General features: G+C 41.9%; 19 protein-coding genes and 1 pseudogene. 8 read left to right on the plus strand and 12 right to left on the minus strand.

Annotation, left to right across the window (positions count from 1 at the left end):
* Positions 1 to 201 precede the first annotated feature (201 nt).
* Positions 202 to 3,231, plus strand: coding sequence for a DEAD/DEAH box helicase (locus V7L05_RS32065; protein WP_335170297.1), 3,030 nt, complete (start codon positions 202 to 204; stop codon positions 3,229 to 3,231).
* Here the strand turns inward: V7L05_RS32065 and V7L05_RS32070 are convergent.
* Positions 3,180 to 3,746, minus strand: a complete 567-nt coding sequence (locus tag V7L05_RS32070; RefSeq protein ID WP_335170299.1) for a Rieske (2Fe-2S) protein — start codon at positions 3,744 to 3,746, stop codon at positions 3,180 to 3,182. The genes V7L05_RS32065 and V7L05_RS32070 overlap by 52 nt on opposite strands.
* Positions 3,747 to 4,311: 565 nt before the next feature.
* On the opposite strand from V7L05_RS32070, the gene V7L05_RS32075 reads away from it, so the two are divergent.
* Positions 4,312 to 4,968, plus strand: coding sequence for a TetR/AcrR family transcriptional regulator (locus V7L05_RS32075; RefSeq protein WP_335170301.1), 657 nt, complete (start codon positions 4,312 to 4,314; stop codon positions 4,966 to 4,968).
* Positions 4,969 to 5,078: 110 nt separating this feature from the next.
* Here the strand turns inward: V7L05_RS32075 and V7L05_RS32080 are convergent, their stop codons facing one another.
* Positions 5,079 to 5,324: a DUF6887 family protein gene (locus V7L05_RS32080; RefSeq protein ID WP_335170302.1), complete on the minus strand. Its 246-nt coding sequence runs from the start codon at positions 5,322 to 5,324 to the stop codon at positions 5,079 to 5,081.
* A complete protein-coding gene (locus tag V7L05_RS34925; protein ID WP_442937075.1) occupies positions 5,324 to 5,464 on the minus strand; it encodes a DUF6888 family protein in 141 nt (46 codons plus the stop codon). Before V7L05_RS34925 ends, V7L05_RS32080 begins: the two co-directional genes overlap by 1 nt.
* Positions 5,465 to 5,554: 90 nt before the next feature.
* Here V7L05_RS34925 and V7L05_RS32085 point away from each other — a divergent pair, with 90 nt between their 5' ends.
* Together V7L05_RS32085 and V7L05_RS32090 are read left to right on the plus strand one after the other, a co-directional pair.
* The gene (locus tag V7L05_RS32085) at positions 5,555 to 5,800 is read left to right on the plus strand and encodes a DUF4160 domain-containing protein (RefSeq protein WP_335170304.1); all 246 of its coding nucleotides are present in this window, start codon (positions 5,555 to 5,557) and stop codon (positions 5,798 to 5,800) included.
* Positions 5,793 to 6,242, plus strand: a complete 450-nt coding sequence (locus V7L05_RS32090; RefSeq protein WP_335170306.1) for a DUF2442 domain-containing protein — start codon at positions 5,793 to 5,795, stop codon at positions 6,240 to 6,242. Before V7L05_RS32085 ends, V7L05_RS32090 begins: the two co-directional genes overlap by 8 nt.
* A 205-nt stretch (positions 6,243 to 6,447) precedes the next feature.
* Here V7L05_RS32090 and V7L05_RS32095 read toward each other — a convergent pair whose 3' ends face one another.
* From V7L05_RS32095 to V7L05_RS32135, 9 genes are all read right to left on the minus strand, one after another.
* Positions 6,448 to 6,873, minus strand: coding sequence for a hypothetical protein (locus tag V7L05_RS32095; protein ID WP_335170308.1), 426 nt, complete (start codon positions 6,871 to 6,873; stop codon positions 6,448 to 6,450).
* Positions 6,874 to 7,289: 416 nt separating this feature from the next.
* A complete protein-coding gene (locus V7L05_RS32100; RefSeq protein WP_335170310.1) occupies positions 7,290 to 7,805 on the minus strand; it encodes a hypothetical protein in 516 nt (171 codons plus the stop codon).
* A 36-nt stretch (positions 7,806 to 7,841) separates the two neighbouring features.
* Positions 7,842 to 8,081, minus strand: a complete 240-nt coding sequence (locus tag V7L05_RS32105) for a hypothetical protein (protein WP_335170312.1) — start codon at positions 8,079 to 8,081, stop codon at positions 7,842 to 7,844.
* A complete protein-coding gene (locus V7L05_RS32110) occupies positions 8,081 to 10,786 on the minus strand; it encodes an HD family phosphohydrolase (protein WP_335170314.1) in 2,706 nt (901 codons plus the stop codon). Before V7L05_RS32110 ends, V7L05_RS32105 begins: the two co-directional genes overlap by 1 nt.
* 114 nt (positions 10,787 to 10,900) lie before the next feature.
* Positions 10,901 to 11,845 (minus strand): ADP-ribosylglycohydrolase family protein, encoded by a 945-nt coding sequence (locus tag V7L05_RS32115; RefSeq protein WP_335170315.1) that lies wholly within the window; start codon positions 11,843 to 11,845, stop codon positions 10,901 to 10,903.
* Between the two features lie 70 nt (positions 11,846 to 11,915).
* Positions 11,916 to 12,362, minus strand: a complete 447-nt coding sequence (gene aroQ / locus V7L05_RS32120) for a type II 3-dehydroquinate dehydratase (protein WP_335170362.1) — start codon at positions 12,360 to 12,362, stop codon at positions 11,916 to 11,918.
* A gap of 22 nt (positions 12,363 to 12,384) precedes the next feature.
* Complete coding sequence (locus tag V7L05_RS32125) at positions 12,385 to 12,525, minus strand: hypothetical protein (protein ID WP_292797121.1); 141 nt, start codon at positions 12,523 to 12,525, stop codon at positions 12,385 to 12,387.
* 470 nt (positions 12,526 to 12,995) lie between these two features.
* Entirely contained in the window at positions 12,996 to 15,647 is a 2,652-nt protein-coding gene (gene topA / locus V7L05_RS32130; protein ID WP_335170317.1) for a type I DNA topoisomerase, read from the minus strand.
* 261 nt (positions 15,648 to 15,908) lie between these two features.
* Positions 15,909 to 16,031, minus strand: coding sequence for a hypothetical protein (locus V7L05_RS32135; RefSeq protein WP_335170319.1), 123 nt, complete (start codon positions 16,029 to 16,031; stop codon positions 15,909 to 15,911).
* A gap of 84 nt (positions 16,032 to 16,115) precedes the next feature.
* On the opposite strand from V7L05_RS32135, the gene V7L05_RS32140 reads away from it, so the two are divergent.
* The 4 genes and pseudogenes from V7L05_RS32140 (at position 16,116) to V7L05_RS32160 (ending at position 18,588) form a co-directional block, all read left to right on the plus strand.
* On the plus strand, positions 16,116 to 16,409 hold the full coding sequence (locus tag V7L05_RS32140; protein WP_335170321.1) for a hypothetical protein: 294 nt from the start codon (positions 16,116 to 16,118) through the stop codon (positions 16,407 to 16,409).
* Positions 16,396 to 16,632 (plus strand): hypothetical protein, encoded by a 237-nt coding sequence (locus V7L05_RS32145; protein WP_335170322.1) that lies wholly within the window; start codon positions 16,396 to 16,398, stop codon positions 16,630 to 16,632. The genes V7L05_RS32140 and V7L05_RS32145 overlap by 14 nt, the downstream gene beginning before the upstream one ends.
* 357 nt (positions 16,633 to 16,989) lie before the next feature.
* Positions 16,990 to 17,564 (plus strand): annotated as a pseudogene (locus V7L05_RS34930) (DUF6745 domain-containing protein); the annotation flags it as partial.
* A 328-nt stretch (positions 17,565 to 17,892) separates the two neighbouring features.
* The gene (locus tag V7L05_RS32160; RefSeq protein WP_335170327.1) at positions 17,893 to 18,588 is read left to right on the plus strand and encodes an Npun_F0296 family exosortase-dependent surface protein; all 696 of its coding nucleotides are present in this window, start codon (positions 17,893 to 17,895) and stop codon (positions 18,586 to 18,588) included.
* Positions 18,589 to 19,056 lie beyond the last annotated feature (468 nt).

Below are 19,056 nucleotides of genomic sequence, written 5' to 3' on the forward strand. Positions count from 1 at the left end.
ACTTAGCCCATTTAGGCTAAATTTCAGAACCTGCCCTCGCCCAAAAGTAAAACAGAGTAAGCGTTATAGCTCTCGTTCAATGCTTATGGCATCATTTTGCTATGCTATTACTCTTTTAATATTAAATTTTACATAGAGTTTAAAATTATCTTAGCTAAAGGCTTATATTGTAAATCTGATTAATATTAGAGAGTATATTAAATGAAAGAAAGACAAAAAATCACTAGATTTAACGGAATATCAAAGTGGTTATCTAACTCAGTTAGTGAATCTGAAGATAAGCGGTACACACATCGTCTCCTCACAGAAGATAAAAGCCAACGAGATATAATTATCAATGAATTAATATTAATTGTTCAAAAAGCCCATGAAGATGCTCGATATCGTCTTCGTAAATTAGCAGGAAATTCTCTCGCTCCATTTGGAGGTTTTTCAGAAAGCGATCCAAGCGATGGCTATCCTGAGCGTCTTAATACTATATCTCGCCAGAGTTATTTTGGAGATATATTTTCGGGAATTATTGCCGAAAATCTTGCTCATTTTGGACAGGATGATTGGGAAGTTCCTGCTTTTCTTTTTCGATTTCATCTAGTTGAGTTTCAGCATTTAGAATTTCTAAATCAAACTGAAGAGATTGCAAAAAAGCGACCTGGACGTACAGGTGATGATTGTCTTGCTTTTTTACGTAACAGCGAAGGAGTAATTATTGCTTCTCTAGTTTGTGAAGCTAAATGCACAACTAATCATTACACAAAAATGATCGCTAAAGCACATAAAAAGGCAAGTGAACCACATATAAAGCCTGTTGATATCCCACAAATAATTGAGATTTTGGGGGATTACGATGATCCTTTTTCATCTGAATGGGTTGATTCTCTAAGAGTTTTATGGCTAGAAAAAGTTGATATAAATTATGAACGCTGCGATTTAATTAGTTATATTTGTGGTGAACATCCTGTCAGAAATCCAACCTGGATATCTCCCCAAAAACCACACGAACAATATACAGCAGGAAGAAGACTCGAAGCAGTTGAAATTCATCTTCACGAAGTTGAAAATCTTGTTACAAGTGTCTATAGTCAGGCAGCAAGTCCAACACCTTCAGTAAATATTTCTACTCAGACAGTTCAACAACCAGATGATTCAGAGGTTGCAAAAGCAAACTGTGATGTCATAGTAGAGGATGAAGTTCTGCAAAATGAGATGACTCAACCAAGTAACGAAGTCATTGTTTTAGCGAAGGAACTACAAAATAGTCTGGCAGGTACCAGACTAACACCAGCAATTGCAAAACTCTATAGCCAACATACCAGACTTCGCGCAGGAGGAAAGGGATTAACTGGGTGGCGAGAAGATGAAGCAGGTGAAAGATTAAATGATGCTATGCGCCTTATTGAGACTGCATTTATCCAGCGAGAAGCTGGAGATACTAACTGGCGTAATGGAATGCTACGGGCTGGTGAGTTATTTGAATGGCTATCTCATCCCCAACTAAACCCGGATATTTTACCAATTCGTTTACTTGCAGCAGCTGTGTATGAACTTGCTGGTTATCCTGCTAGAGCTGCGGGTTTACTCAATGAAGATATAAGTGAGGGAGTAGAGTCAGAAATTCTACGTTCTCTGCTAAAAGCTGATTTTCCTAGTTTATTGCGACGACTTACAGAATATTGGGCAACTGCAACATCATCAAATTTTCAAACTGAAACAAGTCTTCTTTGGGATGACACTGATACAGCTGCTGACAGATTTAACAAATTGATTGTTAAAGAAACTGCTAGCTCTTTAGGAATTTTATGTGCAAAGATGCGGTGGGGAAATGAACCAAGATTAGAAAAAGCTATTGAAAAACTTTCTGCTATTGCTAAGTTGCTTCTTCATGGACATGACACTTATTCTTGGCTTTTAGGTAAGTTATGTGCTGAAGTTGCTTCTGTATATATAGAAACTTCTCTACGACATCATTTAGAAGCACTTTCTCAGATGATTACTCAAAGTGGTAAAACTTTCTTAGAGCGTTATTTACGTCAAAGTTATCAAAACTGTAAAACTTTAGCATGGCGTTCTCAAATTTGTGGAATTGAACGACTAGCCACAGCAGAATCATTTGCTCTTTGTACCCCTACAGGTTCAGGAAAAACAACAATAGCTGAAATTGCTATTCTGCAAAGTTTGTTTTTGGAAACTACAAATTCTAACAAGTTAAGTAACTCGGCCCCTTTAGTAATTTACTTAGTGCCAAGCAGAGCGCTTGCTACAGAAGTTGAATCAAGTCTGTCTCGTGTTTTAAAGCGTTCCACTAATAACAATGTTATAGTTACAGGTTTATATGGAGGGACTGACTGGGGGCCAACAGATGTATGGCTGACATCAGAACAGCCAACAGTTTTAATTTGCACTTATGAAAAAGCAGAAGCTTTGATGAAATTTTTGGGTACTCGATTTATTCGTAGAGTATCGCTTATTGTACTTGATGAAGCCCATAAAGTTGAATTTGATAGTAATAAAAATTCTTTGCAAAAAGCTGAGAATAGATCCTTACGCCTAGAGTCACTAGGGGCAAGACTGTTTACTTATATAGAACAAAACCATAGCCGAATTATTGCACTATCTGCTGTTGCATCGGAAATAGAAGGTGCATTAGCAAGCTGGATAGAAAATTCAACTAATGCTACCCCAGCAAAGGAAAATTACAGAAGTACACGTCAATTAATAGGGCGGCTTGAATGTCTCCCAGGAAGAGGATTTAGAATAAAGTATGACTTACTTGATGGCAGAAGATTAGCATTTGAGGAAGATGGTCAAGCTGATACACCTTTTATTCTAGATCCATTTCCAAAATATCCCGCCGCACCAAATTGGGAACAGGAACGTACAGAAAAGCGGTTACGCCCTTATCTATTTTGGGCAGCTATGCACTTAGCGGCACCAGATGAAAAAGGAAAAAGACGTGCTGTTCTTATTTCAATTCCACAGAACATTGATAACTATGCTAAAGACTTATTAGAATTTTTAGATCCAACATTACCAGAAGTAGAACAACTTTCATTATTTCAAGAGAACAAGGACTTTTCAAGAGTAGAAAAACCTTCATTTTATCACGAGCCAATTGAGCCGGATAAACTGAAGATTTTGCAAAAATGTTTACGTTCCTGTGAAGATTATTTTGGTCTTAAGTCCTATGAGTATAAACTACTGAGATATCCTTTTTCTTCAAAAAAACTGACATGACAAGATGTAATTTTAAATAGTTCTTTATGAGTACCATTTTGGTGATTATAGTCATAGTTAACCATCAGGTTGCTCAAAAATTTACCCTGAATACTTTTATCTCCAGTTACTCCGATGAACTCGTATTCATCTACAATTTTCTGATGCAAATCTGGGATTAGTAATCTTGGCTCAAATCCGGCATAAGTCCAGATGCAATCATTGCTAATAATTAGCTCTAATGCTTTGGTAATTGGCTGAGTGTCCTTTTTATCTCCTTGCTGTAGTCTGCCTTGTCCATCAAATTCTAATGCATGAAATGGGCAAGTAATAGTATCTCTCTCTTGACAAACCCAACCGTCTGATAACGGTGCTTGCATATGTGGACAGATGTTATCAAGGGCAAACACTTCACCTTTTTGGTTTTGCCAAATGACATAATCCTGTCTGTTTAAAGTTACTTTATTCGGTTTATTCACTCCTAATGTAGATTTGTGCGCGATTAACCAAGGCGCACCAGGTAAAATTGGTTCCATTTTTCCTCCAAAATTTTGAGAAGTTGTTTATAAGAAGAATTCAGAACTCAGGAGCGGAGCCGGAGACGCTCCGCCGAGGTGCCAGAATGAGCGTATGAATTCTGTACGAGTGGGTGATGAATATTGGTCAAAACCTCGCCCCTGGCGATGCCCTGAGCGTGGCCGAAAGGTGGGCGAAAAAAATTAAAATATTCTCGCCTTAAAACTCTACCCATAAAGGGATAGAGTATTCTGAATTCTGACTCCTGTTTTATTGCAAATTGAGATAAGTAAAGCCTTGTCTGCAATGGACAAACTAATATTACCGGGCATTGGCTCGGCTAACTTTGGCTACTGCATTGCTGAATCATGCGGACAACTAACTAATTTTTTAGTTAATGAGTATTAATTTAATAAATTTCATCTTCTATGTCAACTACTAACCAAATTTTTAGTTGATATGTTTTCGTTATGATTAAGCTGTTACGCAAAACTACACGCGGTAGGGGCAATTCATGAATTGCCCCTACCCAAAAATAAGGGTTTCGGCTATTGTTTGCGTAAGTCCTGATGATGATGGAGCAACGTGGGTCGTTCAACGCAGTCAAAATTCTCAGCGAAAAAGCCGCGTCAGGTGCGCGATGCAGAAGCGACGAAAAAGCAGATTCTCGATGCGGCGGAAGCGGAGTTTGCCAGAAATGGACTTCAAGGGGCACGGACAGAAGCGATCGCCAGAGGTGCAGGTGTCACCACAGCGATGATTTACTACTACTTCCAGAGCAAGGAAGGACTATATCAAGCTGTTCTGCAACGTCCGGCGGTGGAAATGCACCAAGGGTTTCAACAGCTAAATCTGGATCAGTTACCACCAGAGTCAGCCTTGAAGCTGCTAGTCAAGGAAGCGATCGCCTACGAAGCTGCTCACCCGCACCGGGGAATGCTTTGGTTCCAAGAAGCAAACCAAAATCAGGGAAAGTATTTTAAACAGGGGAATTGGCAAGAAAATTTTAGCTATCTCATCAAGATTTTAGAACGGGGGATGGCGGAAGGTTGTTTCCGTCAACTCGATCCATTTCTCACCACCCTGCATATTATTGGGGTTTGTAATTTATACTTCAACGCTTACGAAAACATCAAGCATACTAGACCCGATTTACAACTACTAAGTCCAGAAATGATTGAGCAACATACTCAAGCAGCAGTTAATTTTATTTTGGCTGCTGTGCGACATAGTGAGGGTTAGGATTTGAATATTAGGAAACTGCGATCGCAATTGGGAGAATATAAGCCACGACCTCGCAAGACTTTTGCTCAGTTGTGGTTTTTTCTCCACTGTCTGCTGCACCAAAATTGTTAGACCGCCGTCTCACCATTATTGCCTGCTGCTTGCATCTGCTTTAGAACTGCTGCCTGGATTTTGGCATCAAAATCGGGATCATCTACAGTTGTGATAATATTGCGTGGGCGTAGGCGTAGCCCGTCGTAGACATCGCCAAGTCTATCCAGATATACTCGAATAGCTATTTTGTCCTCACGATGTAGGAGAAAATATTGCCTCAATTCCTGATCAGACATAGCTGCATAGTTGACTTGACTCATTAGAACACCTCTCCATCCGGCGTAATTTGGAACTCAAGATTCTCAGTACTTCCAGCCAAAACATAAAGATTGCTAGTTCGATCATCTACGCATACAAGATGTATGGGCTGAAGCGTAATATACGTTAGCCTTAATTTTATTCCATAACTGCTTTGTGTTACCTAGAAGAAAGTTGGATATCACTTGATAAACACAAGCGCTTAGATTATGTCTGATAAAATAAATATCAAATGCCAACAATTTTAAGAAAAGGCGGTTTTGAGGTTCGTATCTACCTTAACGATCATATTCCTGCTCATGTCCATGTTTTTAAGGGGAGCGGAGAGGCAAAAATCAATATAGGAGATGAAAACCTCGCTCCAGAGTGGGTTTCAGTATCCCCAGGAATGAGTGATAAAGATGCGGTGAAAGCCTTAAAGTTAGTTGCGGATCACCAATTAGAACTACTAAAAAAGTGGCGAGAATATCATGGTTAAAAAGATTGCGGCTACAGAAGAATTAAAAGAAAAGCTAGCCAATGCCAGAGCAAAGTCAGATGCGATCGCCACATCTGAACCACAGGCTACTCGTGCTTTTTATGACCCTTATTTAGGAATGATTATAGTTTTCTTATCCAACAAATGTATGTTTGGGTTCCCTTCAGAGGCAGGAGAAGGACTGGCGGGTGCTTCAATTAAGGACTTAGCAGAAGTAGAGGTAACACCTTCTGGTGAAGGATTACACTGGAAAACCCTAGATGTAGATTTGAGTATTTCTGCTTTGATGAATGGAATATTTGGAACTAAAAAATGGATGGCTGAACTTGCCAGAAAGGGTGGAAGTTCCACTTCTTTTGCAAAATCTGAAGCATCTCGACTGAATGGTACAAAGGGCGATCGCCTCCGAAAAGAAACTATACTGTCTACTGATGAAGCTTGATGTATTAACTCACCATAAAGCGATCGCATCTAAAGTTGGGGTGTGGAGTCAGCTAGGATTAAAGAAGCTTTGAGATTATCGCAAGACCTAACGGGAAAATTGAAACTTGTTAACAAGTAATCCTTGCCCGGTCGAAGCTATTACCTCTGATTCAGCCATGCTAGATATACTCCAAGCACATGACGTAATATATATGGTGATGCATTTAAACAGAACACCACTCGTATAAACGATACAGTTTTTGTTCTATCTTTTGAAGTTCTTGAGTTTGGATCTCTTCATACAGCATTCTATTTCTCCTAAATAATTGTAAAAATGCTCCTTGCTCAGGTGTAAGTTGAATAGGTGGTAAATTATCGTATACAAGCATCTTGTACTCTTCAGAAGTGATTTCTTGCTCTGCTTGTTCTAGTTCTTCAGCAACAGATGCTAACTCAATAATCAATTCTCGTACAGGATGCTGTGCTTTGCCTGTCCGAAGTTGTGTAACAGCTTGCTCGTGAACAGACCAATAGAACTCACTAGCAACGTAAGGATACAGGACAAAGCTGAACTGTTGCACAAATTCATCAGGTAATACAACCAGATTAGCATCATCTCGGAAGAATAATTCTGCATCGATTCGCCACATATAATCTAAGTACCCAAATGCCTGCCGATAACCTTCAACTGAGTTACCTAATGGTAGTCTGGGATGTTGAGTTGGTTAGTGTGTACCTGCGTCAGGCGCTAAAAACACTAGGAAAACTCCGCCTGTAAGAAGTGGCAAATGCTTATACCAACTATGTACATCTTTAAGATGCTTAACAAATCGCTGATGTTGTTCAGAACTTGGAAGCGGCAGCAAGCGCATCAACTCAAGTGATATTACAACATTAGTTTTTTCATAGAAACTGCTCATTTTTAGGACTTATTTTTCTTTCTAAAGCTATAAAAAAACTTGAAACCGCGATAATAACTCCTCACGGGTAGCTTGGTAAATCAAATCCATATATTCATCAGTAGATAACTGGATCAATTTGGGAATAATTGCCTCCAATTGAGCATCTATTTCTCCAAACCGTAACTGAAGAAGCTTAGTAATACCAGCCCGTCTTCAGTTTTTATGCCTTCTCGCTCCCAACTTGTTACCATTTCCATATATACCTCCTCGTTAGTTAATCCCATTCTATCGATTGTGGCTTTAAACACTTCCTCCTCCGCCGCATTCAAATCCAAATACACACCCACAAACCCCGAAATCAATTGCATTCGCGCTGGATCTAATCGTAAAGTAATCAACAACCGTAAACACTCCGCTTTCACCTGCGGACGTTCCTCTCTGGAAATATTCATCTTCGCCATTAGTGCAGCAGCAACTGGGTTTTGTTGGGTTAAATAATCCCGCCAACTCAATTGATTTAACTGAATCGCTCGAAATTTAAAATCAAGTACATTTAAATCAGCAAACGTCACCGAATGATTAGTAGATTCGGCGCGTTTCGGTTCATCAAAAGAAAAAATTACCACCGGATAAATTGGTAAATCATATTTTTCATACAAACGGGCAAAATACTTAAACATCCGCTTGGCAAATACTGGCTGACTGTAAGATTGATTTTAAATGTGAATTAAAAAATAAGTTTCCTGCTGCTGATAACGTACTTGCGCCAGTAAATCAATCTCTTTCTTTTCCCCAGAGGTGACATCAGTAAACACTTCTTGGGGTAAAAATTGTATTGAATCGCAGTCTATTTGGCTGACTACATGAGGGAGAAATAAATCGAGAAACTCAACAAAAAAAGTAGATAGTAATTCTTTGAAGAGGCGATCGTGGTCAATCATAGCCTTTACCTTCATTACGAATTACGCATAACACTACTAGCCTTCAACTTCGGATAAGCAATGCGTTTGTGATGAAATTGCTGCCAAACATCCACAAATATCTGAGCAATTTGTGACATTTCTTCTCGTGTTAGTCCTGAATCTACGAGTTGATTGTCTTGCCATTTGGCACGCAGAATATTATTCAGCATTGTTAAAGCTTGTTCAGTGGAGACATCTTTGAGCGATCGCTTCTCTCCCAAAAGTTTAGCCGATGCTTCGAGCGATCGCAGCGCGGCTTCGCAAGAATCTGCTAACATCACAATTCCTGTTTCCCGTGATTGAGGAATCGGGCCATCGTAGCGAAAATCTGCGTCGTCTACCGTTAAACTTGGATCATCCTGAGCCATTTGCTGGGCTTGGTGATGGAAATATGCAATCAGCATCGTTCCCTGATGCTCTGGAATAAAAGCTTGAATCGCCGTCGGCAAAAGGTGTTTACGCGCCATCACCAACCCTTCAGTTACGTGCTTTTTGATAATTTCTGCACTCTTCCAAGGGTCTTGAATCTCAGTATCATGTTTATTCGGCCCCCCCATTTGATTTTCAATAAAGCCAAGAGGGTCGTGCATTTTGCCAATATCGTGATATAATGTCCCAGCCCTGACTAGTTCAACATTGCATCCTAGCTCTTTGGCAGCAGCTTCAGCAAGGGTAGCCACAAGTAAGGTATGTTGAAAAGTTCCGGGTGTCTCAGTAGCGAGTCGTTTTAATAAGGGGCGGTTAGGGTTCGCCAACTCTGCCAAGCGGATTGGAGTGACTAAATCAAAAACTTTTTCTAGATAAGGACTCAAGCCCAAGGCGACAACACTCCAGCCTAAACCGGATAAAGCAAACAATCCGGCTTCTTTGAGGACGATATACCAGGTTGAACCAAATGCTTGACCAATTAAGATTTTAACAACCAGGTAAATGCCGCCCTGAGTTAAGGCGATCGCAACACCTAATAATGCCAATTCTTCACGCGATCGCAATCGTTGTGCGATATAACTGCCTAATATTCCTCCTCCGACACCAGCTAAAAGCGCCGCCTTGCTCATATCCAAGCTAATGCCTAATATCGGCAACAGCAGCCCGACAACTGTCAACCCCAAAGTCGGGCCATAAAAACTCCCCAACAATAAACCAAGGGCGCTCCAGGTGGTATAGGGCAATCCGATCGTGATCACTCCTGGCACACTCAGAGTTAGCAGTAATACCAACAAGCGATCGCGTTGTCGCAATTCATAATCGATATGTCGTTCTACCCAGACAAAAATGCCAATGGCGATCGCAATAACGCTTCCTAACTTCACCAATTCGTGCCATTTTATCTCTCGGCGAATCAGGTGATAATGCTCCAGCACCTCAAAGTTCCATGCAGTAATCTGCTCTCCTTTTTTGACAATCACCTCACCATCCCGTACCTTCACCATCACGGGTGGCACCCCAGCAGCAGCCTTTTGAGCGTTTTGTCTCGTTTGTTCTTCATCTCTTTGCAGATTCGGCTTGAGTACAGCTAACAACAGCTTTTTTGCCAAAGTTTCAGCGTCTTTTGGTACAAATGTCTGTAATTGTAAACTCACCGCATCCTCTAAGATATTTTTTGGCAGTCCCTGTGGGATACCTTGGGTGAGAATCCGCTCTGAACTCTGATGGATTCCCATTTTTGTTCTTTCCCACTCCTCATCTAACAAATTCAAAAGCAGGGATTCCTCGTATATTGCTTCTGGGCTAACAGTCTCTAACTGTAAAAGTTTGCTAGTGGCTTGGGTGTATCTTTGGCGTGTTTGGGAAATTTTGGCAATCAGTGAGGACAAGTTTTTCTCAGAAGTTGTGACACGGTAAGATTCTAGTTCTGCCACTGCTTGAGTAAAGTCAGTGTTTTGAGAAAAATTAACTGTCTTTGTCTGATCTGGATTCTGGGAATCAGATTTAGGTGTCGTGCTAGGCTGGCGTTCCTGATTCGGCGATGATGAACGGGATGAGGCGGCGGTTTGTCTTGTTCCTTTCTTCTGCTGATTTTTACTATTTTCTATAGCCAATAGCAATGCTTGCCATTCCGAGTCAACACAAGAGCGGAGGTAACGCTGGGTAGGAATGGACAAAACTACAGGATCAAAAAAAGGAAAAGCTCCAGCAACAGCGCGAATTTCGTTGCCATCATCCAGAAGTTGTTGCAAATTTTTGTTAATTTGTTCGTTCATTCGCGCATCAAGCATCAACATTTGTAAGGAGCTATTACTGACGGCTTTGCGCTCGGCTTCTGTTTTTTTCTGATCTTCGATCCTAGCTGTGTAAGGCGCTGTAATCGTTTGGGGCGCGAGATGTCCTACTTGGAGTTGCGTCTGGTTGTATAACTTATGCCCAATAACACCTGTAAGGGAGACTATAGCGATCGCTAAAATTACCGAGTAACGCTGTTCATGTGCCCAATCTAAACTGACTGCATAAATACTGTTAGTTTTGACCGATTTTGCCTTTGACTTAAGCGCTTTTTCTTGTTTTCGGCGATTGCTTTTGTCATTGGTTTTTGATAAAAACAGGATTATATTCTTGACCATAGTCCTTAGAAGTTCCCTTCTATGGCTTTTGCCTTTGGGACTTCTGATTAACTTTCCCTTACGGCGTAGTCCTGTGTACTGTCGCCGCCAGTGAGTCAATTGCTGGTTCAAGAACTGCAAAAATTGCTGCATTTTCATTATCTCTGCCTGCAATTGCCAATTTTGATAGCTCAAAAAAAGACAATCATCAGGGAAGTTTGCTCTGCGGCTGCTGCTAATTAACAATTCGTAATTACGAATTACGAATTATTGTTAACGCGACCGAATAACGCGAGGAGCTGCGTAAACTGAAAGCAAAGCCACCTCAAATCCCTCCTCTGTTAGGTCCCTTGGATTTAAGGAAAGATCATACACTCCTGACCACACTGCCACAAATGCATCAGTCAATTTTAACATTTGGGAAAAGCTAGTTAGTCCCCATGCTGGAGAATTCCTTTGCAAGAGCAAGACTTGCCAATTTACGGGAATTCCACCTGTACCATTATATGCTCCTGATAAAGCACCAGTAATTGCACCTGTAGCCTGTGAGCTTAGAGGCGTGGCATCTTGGACTTGAGAATTGCCATTGTAAGTAGCCCGCAAAACTGCAAGGCGAAAGTCTTCCAAGGTACTCAAAAAGCAGTAGAATGCCATAGGAATAATCTTACTGAGTTTTTCTTCCTTAGCAAACTCAGCTTGCGCCCTTGACAATCCAGCCCCTTGTTCTAATAAATTCTGGACTCTTAATAAATTTTTTGGGATTGATGTCGGTGTTTCTCCGATAAAAGAAATTATTTGCTCTATGAGGGTTGAGGGGTCGAGTTTTTCAGTTAGGGCAAGAGCGATCGCATATCCGACTGCTAGTGTTCCATCCCGTACTACTGGGTCATCCTCCCAGATTTTTAGCACATGCAGCAAGTTTTGTCGGAGCTTAATTGGATTTTCGTGAAAAAAAAGTGCTACTGGCAGTGTGGCAATAATTATTTTTATTGATATGTCATCAGTTGTTACTAAATGAAGAGATTCTTCTTGCTGACGCCCGATCCAATCATCTAAATCTAATCTACCCAACGCAATTAAACTCTGGGTACCCAGAACCGCGATTCTGCCCAAATCTAGGTAACTCTGAAACTGTATTTCACCACCAGAGGCTAAACTTTCCCCCAGAAATGCTCCTAGCAAAGTACCTCTAAACCGACTTATAGGAGAGTAACGCATACAAGTTTGGATTTTGAATTGAACAATTTAATCCAAAATCTCAACTCTAAAATCGATTCATTTTTCATGCTTATATGCTTCTTAAATGATTTATTAATGCCTGTAAGCCCAACAAGTAACTTTGGACGCCAAAACCACTTATCTGCCCGATCGCTACTGGGGCGATATACGAATGATGGCGAAAATCTTCCCGGCGGTAGATATTACTCAGATGTACTTCGACTGTGGGCAAGTTAACAGCAGCGATCGCGTCTCGCAATGCCACACTTGTATGCGTATATGCCCCGGCATTAATCATAATTCCCTGATATTGTCCTAATGCGCCATGAATAGTATCCACCAAAATTCCTTCATGGTTTGACTGCATAGAAAAAACTTTCGCCTGTAGCTTGAATGCTTCTTCTTCTAACAGGCGGTTAATTTCAGCTAGTGTCAACGAACCATAAATTCCTGGTTCTCGCTGTCCTAGCAAATTTAAGTTTGGCCCGTGCAGTGCCAGAATGCTTAAGGGTTGCAACGTCGAGTTTAGCACTTTCGGGCTAGTGGCGACGGCGCGAGCGATCGTTCACAGGAATCGGAATCAGTTCCGGTTCCCGTTCACCCTCTGGCCCTAACAGGCTCTCAATTAGCCTACGTGCTAACTCCTTAAGCTTTTCCAGCACCTTTTCTATATAGTCCATGAACTGACGGCTCCTGAGATACTACCTCAATTTTTGATTAACAGGTACGCAGAAAATGGCATATTTTCGCACCTCTGGCTGACAATCGGGCTGAAACACAATCCCGTATTTGGGAAATCAGCCACCTCTAAAACTTGGCGTTGTGTTCTCCCTTACTTTTTAGAGTATCACACTTGCAACCTACCGAACTTCATCCTATCAAGGATGGAGATCAAGGGTCAAGAGTAAAGGGTCCGACTTTGGACTCTTGACTACGAATTTTAAATTTTGGACTTGTCGTGAGCGTTCAGTCGAAGGATTTGGGATTTTGGATTAAAAGAATTTTGGGATTCATGCCCCGCCCCTTGCGATGCCCGTAGCTCTGCCGTACCCCTACGGGGAAGCAAGCTATGCAGAGCGTCTCGTAGAGAAGGGTAGGCGAAATAAATCTAAAATCTAAAATCTAAAATCCAAAATTGTTTGACTTGCAATTAACCTTCTGGGGCTTTTTTTTTCGCAGCAGTTGTTGATGACTTAGCAGTTGACTTAGATTTGGAACTCGTTGATTTAGTCGTTTTGCGAGTCGATTTCGCTGTCGATGCCTTAGCTGCTAACAAGTTCAGCGCCGCACTCAGCGTTACATCTTCTACCGATTCACCTTCTGGGATACTCACATTAGTTTTGCCATGCTTAATGTAAGGGCCATAGGGACCATCGTAAATGTTGATTGTTTCGCCGTCCTCTGGATGTGTACCCAATTCGCGTAAGGCTGCCTTTGACTTGCTGTTGGTAGAAGTGCGTCCCTTTTTTGGTTCGGACAACAATTCTAATGCACGTTCTAGGGGAATTGTCAATACATTATCAGCAACTTTTAGGGAGCGGTAGTCTTTCCCCTCCTTACCCTGGTCATGAACCACATAAGGGCCAAAGCGCCCCAAACTTGCTTGGATTTTGCCGCCAGTGACTGGATGAACTCCCAATGTCCGGGGTAGTGCCAACAGACCAACAGCCATTTCCAGGGTCACGGTTTCCGGGGTGACTCCTTTGAGTAGGGAGGCTTGTTTCGGTTTGGGGTTTTCGTCGGTTTTGTCACCCAATTGGACATAGGGCCCATAAGCCCCAATTTTCACATAAATCGGTTCGCCAGTTTCGGGATGCCGACCAACCTGGTCAGGGCCGATGGTTTTTTGTCGCAGCAATACTTCTACCTGTTTGGGGTCGAGGTCAGCTGGTGTCAGGTCTTTGGGAATTGAGGCGGTGACAACTCCGTTACCATTTTCGACTTCAATATAAGGGCCATATTTACCAATGCGGACTTTGGCATCGAGATTCTCTAGTACTACAGTCCTAGCTTTGGTAGCATCAATTTGACTTTCCTGTTCTTTTACTAGGGTTTCCAGCCCTTTCTCTCCCAAATAGAATTCCCGCAAGTAGGGTAGCCATTTCACTTCACCTGTGGCAATGTCATCGAGGGTTTGCTCCATCTTCGAGGTAAAACTGGGATCAACGATATCTGGAAAATGTTTTTCCAGCAAGTCGGTGACGGCGAAAGCGGTGAAGGTGGGAATGAGAGCGTTTGTAACCAAATGGGCATAACCCTTGTCGATGATCGTGCCAATGATGCTGGCGTAGGTACTAGGACGACCAATACCTTCGCTTTCTAAGGTTTTCACCAAAGTCGCTTCGGTATACCTAGCTGGCGGTTGGGTTTCGTGTCCAACTGCTTCCAGTTCTGTACAGTTCGGATGATCGCCCACTTTCAGATTCGGCAAAATTACTTCCTGGTCTTCCAGTGCTGCTTCCGGGTCATCTGAGCCTTCGACGTAGGCACGTAAATATCCGGGAAATTCAATCCGTTTGCCAGAAGAACGAAATCCAGCGTCCTCGACTTGCAATTGCACGCTAATTTGAGTTTGGCGGGAATCAGCCATTTGACAAGCGACAGTACGCTTCCAAATCAAATCGTAAACGGCAAGTTCCCGACCGCCCAAAGCAGTTTCTTGGGGGGTGCGGAAGCTGCTACCTGCTGGACGAATTGCTTCGTGTGCCTCTTGTGCGCCTTTGGATTTGGTGGTGTATTGTCGAGGTTGGGGACTGAGGTATTGTTGACCATAGAGCTTTTCTACACAACTTCGAGCAGCTGCGATCGCCTGATCTGACAAATGCACCGAATCTGTCCGCATATAGGTAATATACCCCTGCTCGTACAAATTTTGAGCAACCCGCATTGTGTCACGGGCTGAGAGGCGCAGTTTCCGGTTAGATTCTTGTTGCAACGTCGAGGTGGTAAACGGTGGCGACGGTTTGCGCGTCACCGGGCGTTCTTCGATGTCGTTAACACTCCAAGTTTTACCAGTTAGGCGTTCCTTGAGCGCTATCGCTTGGTCTTCGTTGAGCAACAAGACATTGCGACCGGCGGTAATTTGTCCAGTCGCTGCGTCAAAATCGCTGCCGTTAGCGATTTTGGCTCCTCCCAATGTTACCAACTGGGCAGCAAAGGGGGTTTTTTCCTTTGACAAACTGGCTTTCAAATCCCAGTAAGTACCCTCATGGAAAGCGCGGCGTTGGCGTTCCCTAGTAACTAAAAGTCGCACGGCTACAGATTGCACTCGCCCAGCAGATAATCCCCAGGCGATTTTTTTCCATAGCAGGGGAGACAGAGTATAACCCACGAGTCGATCTAAAATCCGCCGCGTTTCTTGGGCGCGAACCAACTGCTCATCAATATTGCGGCAGTTTTTCAACGCTTTTTTGATAGCCTCTTCGGTAATTTCGTGAAACACCATCCGCTTAGTCGGAACTTTTGGCTTCAGCAATTGGTATAAATGCCAACTAATGCTTTCACCTTCCCGGTCTTCGTCCGTTGCCAGAATCAGTTCATCTACGTCTTTGAGGGCTTCTTTGAGCTGAGTGACAATTTTCTTTTTGTCTTTCGGGACAACATATACCGGTTCAAAGTCGGCGTCCACATTTACCCCTAGCTGCGCCCATGTTTCCCCCTTGACGGCAGCAGGAATTTCACTAGCCGACTGAGGTAGGTCACGCACATGACCCATAGACGCCTCTACCCGATAGCCTGATGGCAAGTAGTTGCGAATGGTACGAGCTTTGGTTGGAGATTCGACGATGACGAGAGTTGACATGGAAATTTCAAAAAAAAGAATAGCTACTAAGCTAAACAGTCAAATTGAGTTAATTTTTGCAAATTGTCAAGATAAAAGGTCACGCTTAGGGCGGTGATTTAATCCTCACACAAACTGCCCGTTAGGGCGAAAATCCGCTTAACTTCGGGTGCAGTCCTTCCTAAAGGATAGGGTAGGGAAACGCTGGGTGTGAATTTCCAGCTATTTCAATCTTTAACTTATCTAACGCATAATTGGCGAGTAAAGTTTTCAAAATATCCTTTAATTGGGGAATTGGGCATGGGGCATGGGGCATGGGGCATGGGGAATGAGAGATGAGAAAGCAGGGGGAGCAACGGAAGAATAACTATTGAATTGATCTATGCCCAATGCCCAATGCCCCACTCTAATAGAGCTTGTGCCAAAATTAAACCAAACTTCAGATTAAAAGCGGAGTGGGGTTTATACCTATCCGCTTGAGGCAAAACTATGCAAGCAATTCGTCAAGGTGATGTAATCTTACTACCTGTGCAGCAGGTTGAAGGACAAAAAATACCTCATTTAACTTTGGCAGAAGGCGAAGTTACGGCTCATAAACATCGTATTACTGAGGGAAAGGCAGAATTATACGAAAAAGATAGCACACTTTCTTTACGTGTGTTTTCAGAGACGGCATTGCTAGCTCATGAGGAGCATAAAGCTATTTCTATTCCCCAAGGTGACTGGATAGTGAAAATTCAACGGGAATACGAGCCTGAAGGTTGGCGCTATGTCGCTGATTGAGAAGTTAACGCCTGAGCAAGAGGCTTTGATTCCAGTTTATCGAGAAAAGTGGAGAGCGATCGCGCTTTCAACTGAGCGAATCGATCGTGAAAAAGCTGCGAAAGCGGTCAAATTTGTCTATGCAGCTATGCGCGAAGAAGATCCTGAAATTATTTTTGTAGATAGTCTTTATGGGGCAATAAAATATGTGAATCAATTAGATATACCGTCTGGCTATAAGTAGGTGGGCGCTAAAAAATACAACTAGATTAATAAATGTAAATCGCTTAAAAGCTTATATTCAAAGCATTTCTGGTGCTTTACATAAGTTTACGTAGTTCGCTTTAATTGTGCCTACCTACTTACACTAATCGATGAAATATGTGATTTGCGGCAAGACTTTGAGAATCAACATGATTTTTATACACAATTCAGCCGCGAACTGGACAGCAAACTTGGAAACGAATGGGATGAGTTGGAAAAATAAATTTTCAGTCTTTACATGACCCCAGGTTATATGGGGGGTGATCCTGATGAATGGGAATCACTGCCTGACTTCATTCAACCTATAGAATGGATTCGTTGCTTCTTTATTTGTTATGACTTTGATTTTTCCGTTTTCAGCTTTCCTTACAATCAAGAAATATGGCAAGCACTTGAATCTTTATTCAAATATTGTGGTAGGGTTTTACCTTATAAAAATATTTGTATAGTATGCGATCGCCCTCTTCATCTGCGCTTAGACAATCAAAATCGCCTCCACGCTGAAGGTGAACCCGCAATAGAGTATACCGATGGAATGGATTTAGCCTTTACTTCTATCACGATGTAACCTTGCCTGAAAAGTACGGTAAAATCCACCCTGAACAATGGCAAGCTGAATGGTTTTTATCAGAGGAAAATGCCGAACTACGGCGAGTACTAATTGAGGGTATCGGTTACGCCAGAATTTGCGAAGAATTACAAGCTATTGAATTAGATAATTGGCAAGAATATACACTATTAAAAATTGATAATAATGTGGATATCGAGCCGATTTATTTATTAAAAATGACTTGCCCTAGCACAAGCTTTATTCATGCCTTGCGAGTTCCACCTGAAATGAAATCAGCGCGTGAAGCAATTCGCTGGATAAATTGGGATGTTGATCCAGAAGAATTTGGTGTGCAAACCTGATTGTTGAATTGGACAACAAGCTAAAAAAATAGTAAGTATAGACAGGAATTATGTATCTTAACGTACATAAGAAAGATTGACTGCACAGGAGCCAACTCTACACTTCAACATAATTTAAAATTGTACAATCTTCATATTAACCTAAGTATATACACATAGATTTGTTTGGACATAATTTTCTTCATACCCCTTATTTTAAGCAGCTTTTTCCTATCTTCAGATTCATTGAGTCAATAAATTGTTTTGGTAAAAATGATTGCTGATGACTACACAAATACTCAGATGATATGCGAAGGTATGGGTATCAAATGCTTAAGGAAATAAATCAATGTCTACTCTGCAAAAACTATCATTAGCTTTAGTTGGAACAGCAGTTGTTTTCATGAGTGCTAACCCAGCTGGCGCTGTTAGCCTGACTACGGGAAGCACAACTCCTACTGCGAATGGGATATTCTCTACTGTTGCTGGAACCACTACAGTTACTTTTGAAAGTGGCGCACCGACCACTGGATTTGCTAAATACTCTTCTCCTGTTGGTACTCCCGGTGTAGTTCAAGGGACTCAATCTAATCAATATGCTGCACCGGCTGGTGATACAAGCAAGTATTTAACTATTTCTCCCACAACCTCCAACGTTGCAGGTAACACTGGTTCTGTGACGATTGATTTTGCTCAAGCACTTGATTACTTTGGCTTGCAGTGGGGTTCAGTTGACAAATATAATTCGATCGCATTTTTTAACGGCAATACTCTGTTGAATACTTTTACTGGCAGCCAAGTTCCTGGAACTACTGCTAGCGGTAATCAGACTAGTCCTCAGGACAATGTTTTCGTTAATTTCCTCGCAGATCCGGGACAGACTTTTAACAAGATAGTTCTAAGTTCTAGCGATATTGCATTTGAAAGTGATAACCATACCTATAGACTAGCTAGTGTCCCCGAACCTACTTCTATGTTGGGTTTACTAGCCTTTGGTGCTGTGAGTGCGGGGTCATTTATCAAACGGAAATCAAAGTTAGTTTAAAATAATCTATTTACCCCGTCTGAAAAAATAACAATCTCGTTCTCGTTTTAAGATATAAAACCCAGCAAAAAATGCTGGGTTTTTCTTTTTGAAATCACACATAAAAGCGAAGACGCAAAGAATAAATAGGGAGCAGATCACTTTTGTAAAAATACTCCTAGCCCTGGCGAATAAAATTCGCGGCTATACAGATAAAACCCACCTCCGTGGGTTTAAAATTCTTAGAGTCCGCGCAGGTGGACTTCGTTTGTGTAGCCGCGATTTCTAATCGCCAAGTATATTTGCAAAGGTGAGATGCTCCTGATTGAAGAAGAATTCAGAAGTCAGAATTCAGGAGCGGAGCCGGAGACGCTCCTCGGCTTGGCGTCAGAATCAATCAGTCGGCGATTCAGATCCGCGACTGAATTGTTGCACCACCAAATTTAAAATTTGGTGGGGGTGCAAAAACGCCGATTATTCATCCGCCAG

The organism is Nostoc sp. (assembly GCF_036917755.1).
Classification (GTDB): Bacteria; Cyanobacteriota; Cyanobacteriia; order Cyanobacteriales; family Nostocaceae; genus Nostoc.

Excerpts from the sequence above, each read along its gene's own strand:
- V7L05_RS32065 (WP_335170297.1), top strand. The coding sequence starts at position 202 with ATGAAAGAAAGACAAAAAATCACTAGATTTAACGGAATATCAAAGTGG.
- V7L05_RS32070 (WP_335170299.1), bottom strand. The coding sequence starts at position 3,746 with ATGGAACCAATTTTACCTGGTGCGCCTTGGTTAATCGCGCACAAATCT.
- V7L05_RS32080 (WP_335170302.1), bottom strand. The coding sequence starts at position 5,324 with ATGAGTCAAGTCAACTATGCAGCTATGTCTGATCAGGAATTGAGGCAA.
- V7L05_RS32085 (WP_335170304.1), top strand. The coding sequence starts at position 5,555 with ATGCCAACAATTTTAAGAAAAGGCGGTTTTGAGGTTCGTATCTACCTT.
- V7L05_RS32090 (WP_335170306.1), top strand. The coding sequence starts at position 5,793 with ATGGTTAAAAAGATTGCGGCTACAGAAGAATTAAAAGAAAAGCTAGCC.
- V7L05_RS32095 (WP_335170308.1), bottom strand. The coding sequence starts at position 6,873 with ATGTGGCGAATCGATGCAGAATTATTCTTCCGAGATGATGCTAATCTG.
- V7L05_RS32100 (WP_335170310.1), bottom strand. The coding sequence starts at position 7,805 with ATGTTTAAGTATTTTGCCCGTTTGTATGAAAAATATGATTTACCAATT.
- V7L05_RS32105 (WP_335170312.1), bottom strand. The coding sequence starts at position 8,081 with ATGAAGGTAAAGGCTATGATTGACCACGATCGCCTCTTCAAAGAATTA.
- V7L05_RS32110 (WP_335170314.1), bottom strand. The coding sequence starts at position 10,786 with ATGAAAATGCAGCAATTTTTGCAGTTCTTGAACCAGCAATTGACTCAC.
- V7L05_RS32115 (WP_335170315.1), bottom strand. The coding sequence starts at position 11,845 with ATGCGTTACTCTCCTATAAGTCGGTTTAGAGGTACTTTGCTAGGAGCA.
- V7L05_RS32125 (WP_292797121.1), bottom strand. The coding sequence starts at position 12,525 with ATGGACTATATAGAAAAGGTGCTGGAAAAGCTTAAGGAGTTAGCACGT.
- topA (WP_335170317.1), bottom strand. The coding sequence starts at position 15,647 with ATGTCAACTCTCGTCATCGTCGAATCTCCAACCAAAGCTCGTACCATT.
- V7L05_RS32140 (WP_335170321.1), top strand. The coding sequence starts at position 16,116 with ATGCAAGCAATTCGTCAAGGTGATGTAATCTTACTACCTGTGCAGCAG.
- V7L05_RS32145 (WP_335170322.1), top strand. The coding sequence starts at position 16,396 with ATGTCGCTGATTGAGAAGTTAACGCCTGAGCAAGAGGCTTTGATTCCA.
- V7L05_RS32160 (WP_335170327.1), top strand. The coding sequence starts at position 17,893 with ATGTCTACTCTGCAAAAACTATCATTAGCTTTAGTTGGAACAGCAGTT.